This window comes from Kitasatospora sp. NPDC023385 (assembly GCF_055664045.1).
Window position 1 is genome coordinate 1 of record NZ_JBVOOL010000025.1, and the last position, 12438, is coordinate 12438.

General features: G+C 69.1%; 9 protein-coding genes and 3 pseudogenes. 6 read left to right on the forward strand and 6 right to left on the reverse strand.

Features of this window, described 5'->3' with window-relative positions:
* Together AC0B61_RS29480 and AC0B61_RS29485 are read left to right on the forward strand one after the other, a co-directional pair.
* A pseudogene (locus tag AC0B61_RS29480) lies at positions 1 to 270 on the forward strand (hypothetical protein); the annotation flags it as partial.
* 7 nt (positions 271 to 277) lie between these two features.
* Positions 278 to 661: a hypothetical protein gene (locus tag AC0B61_RS29485; RefSeq protein ID WP_471744317.1), complete on the forward strand. Its 384-nt coding sequence runs from the start codon at positions 278 to 280 to the stop codon at positions 659 to 661.
* Positions 662 to 706: 45 nt separating this feature from the next.
* Here the strand turns inward: AC0B61_RS29485 and AC0B61_RS29490 are convergent.
* Positions 707 to 898: pseudogene (locus tag AC0B61_RS29490) on the reverse strand (Tn3 family transposase); the annotation flags it as partial.
* Between the two features lie 130 nt (positions 899 to 1028).
* Between AC0B61_RS29490 and AC0B61_RS29495 the strand changes: the two are divergent.
* A complete protein-coding gene (locus tag AC0B61_RS29495; RefSeq protein ID WP_471744319.1) occupies positions 1029 to 1709 on the forward strand; it encodes a hypothetical protein in 681 nt (226 codons plus the stop codon).
* Between the two features lie 3 nt (positions 1710 to 1712).
* On the opposite strand, the gene AC0B61_RS29500 is transcribed toward AC0B61_RS29495, so the two are convergent.
* From AC0B61_RS29500 to AC0B61_RS29510, 3 genes are read right to left on the reverse strand one after another with little or no spacing between them, the layout of a single operon-like run.
* Positions 1713 to 3254 (reverse strand): hypothetical protein, encoded by a 1542-nt coding sequence (locus AC0B61_RS29500; RefSeq protein ID WP_471744320.1) that lies wholly within the window; start codon positions 3252 to 3254, stop codon positions 1713 to 1715.
* The gene (locus AC0B61_RS29505) at positions 3251 to 3586 is read right to left on the reverse strand and encodes a helix-turn-helix domain-containing protein (protein WP_471744322.1); all 336 of its coding nucleotides are present in this window, start codon (positions 3584 to 3586) and stop codon (positions 3251 to 3253) included. The genes AC0B61_RS29500 and AC0B61_RS29505 overlap by 4 nt, the downstream gene beginning before the upstream one ends.
* Positions 3583 to 4662, reverse strand: coding sequence for a tyrosine-type recombinase/integrase (locus tag AC0B61_RS29510; RefSeq protein WP_471744324.1), 1080 nt, complete (start codon positions 4660 to 4662; stop codon positions 3583 to 3585). Before AC0B61_RS29510 ends, AC0B61_RS29505 begins: the two co-directional genes overlap by 4 nt.
* A 428-nt stretch (positions 4663 to 5090) precedes the next feature.
* Between AC0B61_RS29510 and AC0B61_RS29515 the strand changes: the two are divergent.
* Positions 5091 to 8233: pseudogene (locus AC0B61_RS29515) on the forward strand (Tn3 family transposase).
* 207 nt (positions 8234 to 8440) lie between these two features.
* On the opposite strand, the gene AC0B61_RS29520 reads toward AC0B61_RS29515, so the two are convergent.
* On the reverse strand, positions 8441 to 9265 hold the full coding sequence (locus AC0B61_RS29520; protein WP_471744326.1) for a S1 family serine peptidase: 825 nt from the start codon (positions 9263 to 9265) through the stop codon (positions 8441 to 8443).
* A gap of 195 nt (positions 9266 to 9460) precedes the next feature.
* Here AC0B61_RS29520 and AC0B61_RS29525 point away from each other — a divergent pair, with 195 nt between their 5' ends.
* Together AC0B61_RS29525 and AC0B61_RS29530 are read left to right on the forward strand one after the other, a co-directional pair.
* Positions 9461 to 10582 carry a recombinase family protein gene (locus AC0B61_RS29525; RefSeq protein ID WP_471744328.1) on the forward strand — a complete coding sequence of 374 codons (1122 nt, stop codon included), beginning with the start codon at positions 9461 to 9463 and terminating at the stop codon, positions 10580 to 10582.
* Positions 10583 to 10658: 76 nt separating this feature from the next.
* Entirely contained in the window at positions 10659 to 11513 is an 855-nt protein-coding gene (locus tag AC0B61_RS29530; protein WP_471744330.1) for an MBL fold metallo-hydrolase, read from the forward strand.
* A gap of 405 nt (positions 11514 to 11918) precedes the next feature.
* Here AC0B61_RS29530 and AC0B61_RS29535 read toward each other — a convergent pair whose 3' ends face one another.
* A complete protein-coding gene (locus AC0B61_RS29535) occupies positions 11919 to 12296 on the reverse strand; it encodes a hypothetical protein (RefSeq protein ID WP_471744332.1) in 378 nt (125 codons plus the stop codon).
* Positions 12297 to 12438 lie beyond the last annotated feature (142 nt).

Below are 12438 nucleotides of genomic sequence, written 5' to 3' on the forward strand. Positions count from 1 at the left end.
GGTGACGACGACGAGCGGGTGGCGCGCTGCCCGTCGTGCCGGCGCCGCTTCGTCCTCGGCCACCTCCACCGGCGGGACTCGACCTACTGCGGCCCGCGGTGCAGGCAGGCCGCCTACCGGGCCCGCCAGCGGGTCCGCGAAGCCGTCACCACCCCGCCCGCCGTGACGGCTCCCGCCCCCCTCTGCAACGCCGTGACCGGTGCAAACGCCACCGAGGAGATAACGGCGGGTGGTTGTTCGCCCGGAACGGCGGACAGCGGGCGTCGTTGAACCAGGCATGGATGAATCCCCTCTGGCAAAGGCCGAAGCGGCCAAGTCGCGCCGTGACTTCGGCGGCGAGATGTCAGCCCTGCTCGACGGCGGGAAGTCGCTGCAGAGCGCCACGTGGTTTCCGGCGCGGGCGGGCGACGTGCTGACCGTCCGGTACCCCGCCGGCGGAACGGTCCCGGCGCACGAGGAGACCTACGAGGTCGTCCCGGACGAGTTCGGCAGCCTGATCCTCAGCCTGCGGTCCCACACGTACCCGGAGAAGTTCGCGCGCTCCGCCGGCTCGTTCGCCCCGGGCCTGCCCGACGAGCCGTTCTTCGAGGCATGGATGGAAGCCGGCCCCGACAGCCTGACGATCACGCGAGACGGCTGGGTGATCCACCCGGGACGCTGAACCACGGACCGGGGCGCCGGGCAGAACCCCACCCCGGCCCCGCGCTCACGCCTCTGCACGCTCCGGGTCGCGCAGCGGCCTGAGCCCGCCGGGCATCTCGGGCAGCAGGAAGCTGTACCGGCCGAGCATGTTCACGTGGTGCCGCACGAACGGCGAGAGCCGGGCGACGTCCTCGTCGCGGACGTCGAAGCCCTCGGCACGGAGCTGGGTGAGGGCGGCGTCCATGTAGCGGGTGTTCGGCTTCGGTACTGGTGGGCTCGCGTATTCAACCGTCGCGAGTTGACCCACCTCGTTCCGGCATTGCTACTGAGCGTGACAGCCTTGGGGGGAGATTCTGGGTGTCAGGGGCATCCGGTTGGATGAGCACGTGACTGTCTATGACGTAGCTCGCCGGCTCCCTTCCATCGCTGACCTGCGGAACCTGTGCCGCTCACTGGCGATGCTCGATGCGATCTTGAGCCCGGACTGGGAGGGCCGGTACTACTCCTTCAACGCCGGCTGGGCTGACGGCGAGGAGATGGCGTCGATGCGCAACGGCTCGGGGGACGAGTACTCCATCGTGTTCTCGGCGGCCGGGGCCTATATCCGTGGCTTCGACCACGAAGCACCGATGAGCCCGTACGGCAACGACGGCGAGCCCTGGCCGGGAGTGATCGACGAGGTTGCGGAAGCCTTCAAGCCCTTCGTCACGGAGCCCGCGTTCACCGATGAGGACGACGTGCCCGTCGTGACGGCCTGTCTGTGGCGGGAGGCGACGGACGATCGGTGGCGGCACGGCGTGATCGACTTCCCCACCGGGTGGTCTGACCCCGATGGGGCGACGGGCCTGTTCGAGCTCCTGGTCGACCGTTCGCCGGAGGCGTTCCAGCGCTTCGCCGAGGACTACTACGAGGTTTCCGTGGACCTGGAAGCGGTGCGCGATGTGTATGTCTTGCGACCGCTGAGTCATGAGCTCGTGTCATCGCTGAACTCGGAGGTCACCCTCGTAGACCTGGCCGAGGACATCGCCGAGATCGGCTACCCGCAGCCGCTCCGGGACGCGACTTGAGCTTCAACCGTCGGTGAGTCGATGGGGAGCCCAGCCTGCCGGTGACCGGGTGTGGTCGCCTGCGGCGTATCGGCTCCAGGTTCCGCCGTTCTCTCGGAGGAGTCGGCTGGTGGTCTTGTCGTGGTAGCCGAGGGCGTCCGCGACGACGGGGGCGGGCAGTTCGAGGAGTTGCTGTCGGATGGCGGCGCCGCGGGCGGCGGCGACCGGGATGCCGATCTCGCGCAGGAGCGAGGAGAGGTGGTCGGGGCGGGCTGGCTGGCCGGCTCGGCGGCCGGGGAAGAGCCAGCGGGATGCCTGGTTGGTGGCGGTGTTCATGTTGCCGCGGTCCGCGATGTAGGCCAGCAGCAGGGCTGCGACCGGTGAGGGGATGGGTGAGGCAGGCTCTCCGAGCCGGAGAAGCGTGGTCTCTCCGTCGTGGAGCACGTCGTCGATCGTCAGCCGGACGATCCGGGTGAGGGGTTGCGCGTAGAGGAGGACGATGACCCCGGCGACGCGGAGGCGCATCGGTGCGTCTGGGTCGGTCAGCAGCCGGCCGAGTGCGGCCAAGCGTTCGTCCTCGCTCAGGACGGGTCGCCGGGAGATCCTCAGTGCGGGGATGGAGAGGGAACGTGGACACCGGCGGCTCTCCATGGCCCAGTTGAGGAAGGGCCTCAGGCAGGTGCGGCCGCGTTCGGTGTTCTCGGCGAACCAGGCGTCGACGTCGAGCTGGCCCAAGGACGCGAGGGTACTGTTCCGGGCGCTGAGCCACTGCAGGAATGCCGTCGCGCAGGTGATCTGCTCGGCTGCGAAGCCGCGGACGCTCGGCGTGATCCGACTGCGATCGGCTCGTTCCCGCAGGTGGGGAAGGACGCGCCAGGTCGCGAAAAGCTTGATCGTCTTCAGGTGCTCGGGATCGGCGATGCCGGCCAGGTGGCCGGGCAGCCATCGTTGGAAGGAGCAGATGTACTTGTCGACGGCGGGCAGGACTCCGCTGGTCATCAGGAGTTCTTCCAGATGAGCCGCTGCCCGCCAGGGCTGGAGCTCGTGGAAGGCGTCGTGGTTCAGGGGGACCTGTCCGCGGCCGAGCCGCCGCAGCATCTGGGAGGCGTTTCCCGGCTGGCCGCGGCGCATCGCCAGCCAGGACAGCCCGCTCCTGGGCTCGTCCATCGCCACCAGCAGGTTGAACAAGGGCGTCAGCGCGGGCCGGACGCGGCCGGTGCCGTCGTCCAGGAGCTCGGTCAGCCGGTCGGTGAGCGTGCAGCGTTCGCAGAGCCGTCCGCCCAGCAGTTTGCCCTCGAAGCCGCAGCGCGAGCAGTCGAAGGTCTGGGAGAAGCCGGCGCAGTTCGTGCAGATCGCGGAGCCGTCGACGGGGTGACGCCCAGGGAGGGCGCGGTCCTGGCCGCAGCCAGGGCAGGATCCTCGCGTTCGCACCGCGCGGTCCGAACAGGTCCGGCAGACATATCCGTCCGGCCAGGTGCCGGCCTTGTGCCTGCGCTGGCCGCAGCGGCAGCACTCGGCCATGAACCAGCGTTCGTACTGCTCGTCGGTGGCGTAGGGGCGGCTCATGCGTCGGGCAGGATGCGGGCCGCGCGGGGCCGCAGCTTCGCGACGTTCGCGGGCGGGGTGGGCAGGTCGCCGGAGGCGGCCATGCGGACACCGGCGTTCTCAGCGGTGGTGGTCACCAGGTCGGCCGGGGTGCAGGAGAGGATGTCGCAGAGCGCGGACAGGACCTGCAGCGACAGCCGCTCCGGGGTTCCGGAGACCAGGCGGTGGACCTGGGAGGCGGACAGGTCGATGCCGCGTTCGCGCAGCAGTGGGACCAACTCGGTCGCGGTGAAGATGCGGTGCTGGGCCATCACCTCACGCAACCGCCAGGTGTAGCCGACCTTGCGCTTCATGCCCGCTCCCCGTTCTGAGCCTGGAGTGCGGCGGCGACGGTGGCGTCCAGGTGCCGACGCAGGGTGCGGGTGCGGAAGTCCGAGGAGACGCAGGTGTAGATGGACGTGGTACTGGCGTGCTCGTGACCGACCTGTTCCTGGACGAAGCGGGGGTCCCAGCCGTCCTCGATGAGGTGGGTGACGTAGGACCTTCGGAAGGAGTGGTAGTCCAGTCCGTCGTCCAGGCCCAGGGCCTTGCGGTAGGTGATGAAGCGGGAGTTGATGCGCTGGCAGCCAATCCGCATCCCGCGTTCGGACGGCCAGGCTGCTGGGTTGCCGTCGGTGCCCAGCAGCGGGCGGACCTCGGTGAACCACTCGTCCAGAACATCGGGAGTCCAGCCGAACACGGTCAGCACGCCGCGGCGCTTGGGCGGTGAGCCCTTCTTGGCCTTGCCGAACCGGACCTGGCAGCGTCCGAACTCGCCGAACTCGGCGCCGTGCGGGTTGCGGCCGAAGTCGGCGGCGTCGAGCATCCGCGTCTCGTTGCGCCGCAGCCCGTAGGCGTAGGCGGTCTTGAACAGGGTGGCGTCGCGGAACGCCGGCAGCCAGCCCTTGCGGCCGAAGGCCCTGATCCGGGAAACCTCGTCGTCGCAGTGCTCGAAGAACGCGTGCAGCTCGGCCTTGGTGAACGCCCGCTTCTTCGCGTCGGCCTCGTTGTCCTGGACGTGCACCGCGGTGTTCCACTCGTGCACGACCTGGACCGGGTGGGTGCCGAACCGCTCCTCGCAGGTGGCCGCCCAGTCGTAGAGCGGGTCGGTGACGAAGTGGCAGAACGCCCGGACCGCCTCCGAGTAGGACCGGATCGTGGAACGGCGCAGGTCCCTCAGCGAGCGCAGGTCACCGAGCCACTCGTCGACCATCGCCGGCGTCCAGTGCCACGGGTAGGTATTCACGTACGCGGCGAACGCCTTGACCGTGTTCTCCCGGCCCTCCACCGTCGTCCGGGCCAGATTCCGCGCGAGCTGCTGGTTCGCGAACCCGGTCAGCATCGCAGTGAAGACCTGTTCCTCCGGCCGCAGCAGCGCGACTCCGTCCACCAGGTGCAGCCGTGCTGCACCTGGGATCGACCCGTTGAACCCCACCGGCCCACCACTCTCCGTCACTCGCGTCCTATGCGAGAAAACCGCATTTGATGCGAGTCGGAGGGCAAACCGCAGGTCAGTCAGCCGGACGAGTGACCCCGACTGGCGTCATCGCCACGTCCGCCGCTACCGTCACCACCAGCAGGCCGGGCTAACACCCGTGGTCAGCGTGCTGATCAGCGCCATTGCCCCCGACGATTCGCGAACCGTCGCGAGTTCGCATCAGATGCAATTGGCGGCGCTTGTAGTAGCGGTACAGCGGTTAGCGCTAAGGAGCGGCGGCGGGCCTGAGGTGCAGTGATGCTGGTCGCCGGTTGATCCTCTTGATCGCGATTCGGTAACTCCCCAGTCGGCATGTGGTTGGCCGCGTACGGTCGGTGACCATGCCCGTGGAGTTCCTGACTGATGACCAGGCGGCCTTGTACGGCGCCTTCAACGAGGTGCCGACCCGCCCTGAGCTGGAGCGGTTCTTCTTCCTCGATGACGAGGACCGCCTGCTGATCTCGAAACGGCGCGGGGAACACAACCGCCTCGGCTTCGCCCTGCAGATCTGCACCGTCCGGTACGTGGGGCTGTTCCTGGCGGACCCGCTGGACGTGCCCTGGCCGGTGGTGGACTACCTGGCCGAGCAACTGGGCGTCGAGGACGCCTCGTGCGTCAAGCGGTACACCGAGCGGCAGATGACGCCGTACGAGCACGCCTGGGAGATCCGGGACGCCTACGGCTACCACGAGTTCGAGGACGCGAGGTGGGGCCGGCGGTTCCGCACGTTCCTGCACGGGCGGGCCTGGACGCACGCAGAGGGGCCGGTGGCGCTGTTCGACCACGCGGTGGCGTGGCTGCGCCGGCACCGGGTGCTGCTGCCGGGCGTCTCGGTGCTGGCCCGGCAGGTGTCGGAGGTACGGGCGGTGGCGGAGAAGCGGCTGCACGCCACGGTGGCCCGGGCCGCGCACCGGGCGGATGCGGTGCTGCCGGGTGCGCTGGTGCGGCTGCTGGAGGTGCCCGACGGCGCCCGGGTCTCCGAGCTGGAGCGGCTGCGCCGGTCGCCGACCCGCACGACCGGCACCGCGATGGCGCGGGCGCTGGACCGGGTGAACGAGATCTCCGCGTTCCAGCTCGGGAGGGTGAACCTGACGCGGGTGCCGGTGAACCGGCTCTCGACGCTGGCCCGGTACGGGCTCGCCTCGAAGGCCCAGACGCTGGAGCGGTCGGCGGAGCCCAAGCGCACCGCTCTGCTGACCGCGGTGGTGCGAAGCCTGGAGGCGGCGGCGATCGACGACGCGCTGGACCTGTTCGCGCTGCTGATGGCCACCAGGCTGATCAACCCCGCCCGGCGGGCCTCGGACCGGGAGCGGCTGGTGATGCTGCCGCACCTGGAGAAGGCGTCGCGCACCGTGGCGAAGGCGCCAGGGTGCTGATCCGGCAGCTGGAGCTGACCGAGGAGGCGGGCTGCGACCTGGACACGGCGGCGCTGTGGCGGGCGCTGGAGGAGGTCGTCTCGCGGGCCGCGGTGAACAACGCGGTGCGGGTGGTCGAGCAGCTGGTCCCCGAGGACGACGGCTCGGCGGAGATCGCGCTTCGCCAGCAGCTGACCGGCCGCTACAACACGGTGCGGCCGTTCCTGGCGCTGCTGGGCGACAGCGACGCGCTGGGCGCCGCGCAGGGCGGGCGGCGGGTGCTGAAGGCGGTGCGCCGGCTTCCGGTGCTGGCCCGGCGCAAGGTGGCCCAGCGTCCGCTGCTGCCCAAGGAGATCGACGCCGAGCTGGTGCCGCCGGCCTGGAAGAAGGCGGTGTACTCCAACACCGCGCTCCCCGAGGGCGCGGTGGACCGCGACGCCTACGTGGTGTGCGTGCTGGAGCAGCTGCACCGCGCGCTGACCCGACGCGACGTCTTCGCCTCGCCGTCGAACCGCTGGTCGGACCCGCGGGCCCGGCTGCTGGACGGGCCGAGGTGGGAGGCGGTGCGCGAGGACGTGCTGGCCGGCCTGAGCCTGACCGAGCCGGTCGAGCAGCACTTGGACGGGCTGACCCGCGGCCTGGACGCGGCGTGGCGCCAGATGGCGGCCAGGCTGGAGGAGGCTGGGCCGGCGGCGAAGGTGGAGATCGTGGTGCCGCCGGACGGCGGGCGGGCCCGGTTGAGCGTGGACAAGCTCGGCGCGCTCGGCGAGAGCACCTCGCTCCAGTGGCTGCGCAAGACCACCTTGGCGATGCTGCCGCGCATCGACCTGCCGGACCTGCTCTTCGAGGTGCACTCCTGGACCGGGTTCCTGGACGCCTTCACCCACGTGTCCACCAGCGCGACCCGCATGGAGGGCCTGCCGGTCAGCCTGGTGGCGCTGCTGGTGTCCGAGAGCTGCAACATCGGGCTGACGCCGGTGACCAACCTGGCCTACCCGGAGCTGACCCGCAGCCGGCTCTCCCACGTCGACCAGAACTACCTGCGGGGTGACACGATCGCCGCAGCCAACGGGTTGCTGATCTCCGCCCAGGCCCGGGTGCCGCTCGCGCAGAGCTGGGGCGGCGGGCTGCTGGCCTCGGTGGACGGCCTGCGGTTCGTCGTGCCCAAGCGGAGCATCAACTCGGCGCCCTCACCCAAGTATTTTGGCCAGAAGAGGGGACTGACCTGGCTAAACGCACTCAATGACCAGGTCTCGGGGATCGGCGCGATGCTGGTGCCCGGCACCCCGCGCGACTCCCTGTTCATCCTGGACACCCTGCTGAACCTGGACGGCGGTGTGCGCCCGGAGATGGTGGCCACCGACAACGCCTCGTACTCTGACATGGTCTTCGGGATCTTCAAGATGCTGGGCTTCCGCTTCGCGCCGCGCTTCCGGGACCTGGCCGACCAGCGGTTCTGGCGCGCCGACATACCCGGCGAGCAACCGGCGGCCGGCTACGGGCCACTGGAGGCGATCGCCCGCAACAAGGTCAACCTCAAGAAGATCCGCGAGCAGTGGCCCGACATGCTCCGCGTGGCCGGGTCGCTGATCACCAACCAGGTCCGCGCCTACGACCTGCTGCGGATGTTCGGCCGCGAGGGCCACCCCACCCCGCTGGGCCAGGCGTTCGCCGAGTACGGCCGGATCGAGAAGACCTTCCACCTCTTCGACCTGGTCGACCCGGTCGACGACACCTACCGGCGCCGGATGAACCGCCAGCTCACCGTGCAGGAGTCCCGCCACACCCTGGCCCGCGCGATCTGCCACGGCAGGCGCGGCCACATCCAGCAGGCGTACAAGGACGGCCAAGAGGACCAGCTGGCCAGCCTCGGACTCGTCCTCAACGCCGTGGTGCTGTGGAACACCCGCTACCTCGACGCCGCCGTCGAAACACTGCGGGCACTGCCCGCCGAGCAGCGCGAGCACGACGTCCTGGACGAGGACGTCGCCCGCCTCTCCCCGCTCAAGGCCGGGCATCTGAACGTCCTGGGACGCTACGCCTTCACCCCCTCTCAGCCCGAGGGCGCCCTGCGTCCATTGCGCGATCCGGACGCGGTGGACGACGACACCGATCCCGGCGACCAGTAGCCCCCGGGCACGACCGAGAGGAGAGCGGCGTTGAAGTACGCCGCATGGTTACCAGCTGGCCGCCCTTGGCGGGTTCGGTGCTGCGCTGCCGCCCGCCCAGACCTTTGACGCTCTGGGCGGGCGGCAGCGCGGGTGACGACTTCTGCACGGTCTGGTGCCCGGTCGGTGTTGACAGCCGGTCCCGGGCGCGAGTCCTGCCTTGATGGCCTACAGGCCCGGCAGCGCCGGGGCGGTGTCGGTGGCGGCGATGGTCGTATCGATCCAGGTCCTGAACTTGGCGACATCCGTGTAGACGCCGGGGAGGTCGGCCCTGGCGCAGCCGATCCCCCAGGAGATGACTCCGACCAGGGTGTTGCCCTGGAGGAGCGGGCCGCCGCTGTCCCCCTGGCAGGCGTCCACGCTCCCCTGAGGGGCTGCAGCGCAGAGCATCTGGTCGGTCACGGCGTATTCTTTGTAGGCTTTCTTGCAGGTGGTGTGGTCCACGACGGTGACCTGCGCGTACTGCAACTGTGCGGAGGCCTTTGTGGCGTTTTCCCCGGTGTATCCCCAGCCCGCGATGTCCGCGACCGTCCCTGTGGGAGCTGTGGCGCCGGCGGCAGGCAGGTCTGCCGAACGAAGCCCGCTCACTGCACCGTTCAGCTTGATCAGAGCGATGTCGAAGTCAAGGTTCGGGTCGTCATACATCGGGGCCTTCACGATCTTCGAGGCGCTAAATGTCCGGCCGCCGTGGGTGCGGGAGGACGACCCGGCGTAGATCTTCAGGTTGGCGGCTCTGCGGCCCTCGACACAGTGGGCTGAGGTCACTGCCCAGCCGGGTTTGATCAGGGTCGCGCCACAGAAGTGCTGGTTGTTGATCCGCAGGCTCAGCATGAACGGGAATTCCCCGATGCTGGCGTGCTTGCCCCCGACGATGGCGTGCGCCCCGGGCGCTGTCGCGAAGGTCAGCAACAAGGCCGAGGAGAGGGTGAGGCCTGCGGAACGGATCCCCCGCCACTTGGCGCCCTGGGTAATCTTGTGATTCCTCAGTGTCATGAGGTGATCATGGGCATTCGATCCTTCGCCACCGAGGGAATTTGCCGGATCTCAACCCCGGCGGCCTCTCACAAATGATCAGATGTGCGAGTTCTGAGAGAGACCCGAACCGTGTCCGATTCACCCCGATCTGCTCTCGCAGAAAACCTCTCAGAACTCCGCACTTCTGCGAAGCACTTCTGAGAGACTTCTGCCATGGACCTGACGCCCGATCGGGCAGCATCTGCGGTGGAACGACACGAATGCCCGAAGTGCGAGGCGCCACCCGGCAGCCCGTGCCGGACTCTCGGCGGGAAGACCGCCTCGAAGTACCACACGCCGCGATTCATCCTCGTGCCCGCGCTGCGCGAGGACCTCGAAGTCCTCATCCCCGCCGACCGCGGTCCGGGCCGGACCTGGCAGCCGGGCCCGGCGCTCGCCGTCGTCCCCGAGCCCGCCGCGGGGAGCCGGCCCGTGCGGATCGGGTACGCCCGTACGTCCATGGTCAGCCAGGAGCTGGCCAGCCAGATCGAGGCCCTGGAGGTGGCGGGCTGCACGAAGATCTTCCGGGAGAAGATCAGCACCCGCGTCAAGCACCGCCCCGAGATGGCCGCCGCGCTCAAGCTCGCCACCGAGTTCAAGGAGGCGGCCCCCGACCAGGTGGTCATCCTGACCGTCCACGAGATGAAGCGCCTGGCCCGCAACGCCGCCGAGCTGATGCAGCTCTCCGCCGACCTGGAGTCCACCGGCATCCTGCTCGAACTCCTCACCGGCCCGCTCACCGGCATCTACGACCCCAGCGGCATGGGCTCGATGCTGTTCGCCGTGCTCGCCGTCGCCGCCCAGCTCGACCGCAACTACATCCGGGAGAAGACCCTGGAGGGCCAACAGAGCGCCGCCCGCAAGGGCAACCACGGCGGTCGGCCGAAGGTCATCGACGACGACATGCTGACCTTCGCCGTCGCGCTCAAGGCCAAGGGCACCCCGGTCCCCGACATCGCCAAGAAGCTCGTCATCAAGACCGGCAAGAACACCGGGAAGAACCCGTCGGTCGCGTCCCTGTACCGGGCGCTCGCCGACGCCGAGGAAGCCGCCACCACCGCGCTGGACGACGACCTACCGCTGCGACCCCGCCCCGCCCTCATCCGCCAGGCCGACGAACCGCTCACCCCCGAGGAACTCGACCTGCGCCGGCGCCTGGTCGCCCAGCGCACCGACCTCACCGCCGCCGACCGCCAGGAAGAGGTCCGCCCGCGATCCCCGATACGACCCGGCATGCATCACCACAATTCAGACCATACGCTGACAAGCGGCCGTGCATGGCCGGGTAATCCATGAGCGTGTTCGCCGTCACCGGATGGAGAGCCGCCAGAGCGTTATCGCCAGCCGTAACAGCTGTGGAAGGGAACACGCCATGACGGCGCCCGCATCATCACTGCAGTACGACACGTTGTGCCTCCGCCGAGCGGGCCTTACCCGCGACTTGCCGCCCGGCAAGGAAGACCTCCAGTGGGTCTCCAACACCGCCACGCTGATCTACGGTGAGCGCGACGCGGTAGTGGTCGACACGTTCCTCACCATCGAACAGAACCAGGAACTCGTCGACTGGGTGAAATCCCACAACCGCAACCTGGCCTACATCTACATCACCCACGGCCATGGCGACCACGCCTTCGGCGTCAAGCAGCTCCTCGAAGCCTTCCCCCAGGCCAAGGCGGTCTCCACCGCCGCAGTCGTGGCCAAGGCGACCTTCGAGGGCAGCCCGCCGTTCCTCGACACCTTCTGGACCTCACGCTTTCCGGGACAGGTCCCGCTGCCGCAGGTCTTCCCGGAGGTCCTGGACGGCGACACGTTCACCCTCGAAGGGCATCCGCTGCGGGCGGTCGAGACCGGCTTCACCGACTGCGAGGGCAGCACCGCGCTGTGGGTGCCGGACCTGCGGCTCGTCGTGGCCGGCGATGTCGCCTACAACGGCATCCACCAGTACATGGGCGAGACCACCACCGCGTCACGCGAGGAGTGGATGCGCGCCACCGACACGCTCGCCGCACTCGACCCCGCCTTCGTCGTCGCCGGCCACAAGAACCCTGACCTACCCGACGACCCGAAGATCCTGGCCGAGACCAAGAAGTTCCTGGCGGACTTCAACCGGCTCGACGCCGAAACCCAGACCGCGGCCGAACTGTACGAGGCGATGCTCGCGCTGTACCCGAACCGAGCGAACCCGGGCTCGCTCTGGGGCGGAGCGAAGAAGGCTAAGAACCTCTAGCGAAGCGGGTTCGGTCATTTGGGGGTAGCGCCGAGGTACGCCCAGAAGCCGCCAGATCTTGATAGCGCAAAGCCGCAGATCAATCACTCGTTGCTGTAAAGCGAATAGAGGCCACGGGTAGAGATCCAGCGACTACATACCCGGTCAGAGGCCCTGAGAGAACAGGCCCCCGGGGTTCAGCCGAGATACGGGGACCGACCCCGAGGCTGCGCCGTACCGCGGTCGCCGTCTGCGGGGCGGGCTGCTGGGGAGTCTCCTCGGCAGCCCGCTCTGCGGCTGTCCGGCCACGGACGGCGCGCGCCGCCTCGTCGTCGTCCAGGAGGGCCGGTCCGTGCCCGAGCGGGCGGCGCATTGTGCTCACCGCCGAAGTCTCGCGGCCGGGTTAGGCGGCTGCGTCGGTGGCTGTCAGCGCCCGAGATCAGACACAGAGTCGGCAAGGGGGGTGGGGCGGTCCGCCTCGGAGACTCCCAGACCAGCGATTCCGGCGAAAATGTTCATGGTCGGCTTCATGACGAACCTGGCGACCTGCGCGTTGAGCTTGGCCCTGTCCGTCTTCGGGACGTACGAGCCAACAGCAGCCTTCAAGGCATCCGCCTTCGGCATGACCACGTCCGGTACGAGTTTGTCCCCGGTGGCAAGGCGGCTGAAGCTGAACAGGCCCTGCGAGGGGCCTGGCGTCGTGATGGTGTCGAGGGCGGGCTGCTCAGCGGCCAGGGCGGGCGTAGACACAGCCAGGGCAGCAGTAGCGGCGACAAGGGCTGTGGTCACAATGCGCTTGATCATGTCTTTGGCACTTCCCTCATGATCATTCCTTAGCGCTAACGGCTGTACTGCTACTACTCAAGACCGTTCCCCCGGCCCTGGGCCACAGCCCGGGGCCCGCCGGCCCTCGGCCGAGCTTTCGGCGCTGTCCTGGGTCGCCCGT

Coding starts and splice junctions, on each gene's coding strand:
- AC0B61_RS29485 (WP_471744317.1), top strand. CDS start 278: ATGGATGAATCCCCTCTGGCAAAGGCCGAAGCGGCCAAGTCGCGCCGT.
- AC0B61_RS29500 (WP_471744320.1), bottom strand. CDS start 3,254: ATGAGCCGCCCCTACGCCACCGACGAGCAGTACGAACGCTGGTTCATG.
- AC0B61_RS29505 (WP_471744322.1), bottom strand. CDS start 3,586: ATGAAGCGCAAGGTCGGCTACACCTGGCGGTTGCGTGAGGTGATGGCC.
- AC0B61_RS29520 (WP_471744326.1), bottom strand. CDS start 9,265: ATGACACTGAGGAATCACAAGATTACCCAGGGCGCCAAGTGGCGGGGG.
- AC0B61_RS29525 (WP_471744328.1), top strand. CDS start 9,461: ATGGACCTGACGCCCGATCGGGCAGCATCTGCGGTGGAACGACACGAA.
- AC0B61_RS29530 (WP_471744330.1), top strand. CDS start 10,659: ATGACGGCGCCCGCATCATCACTGCAGTACGACACGTTGTGCCTCCGC.
- AC0B61_RS29535 (WP_471744332.1), bottom strand. CDS start 12,296: ATGATCAAGCGCATTGTGACCACAGCCCTTGTCGCCGCTACTGCTGCC.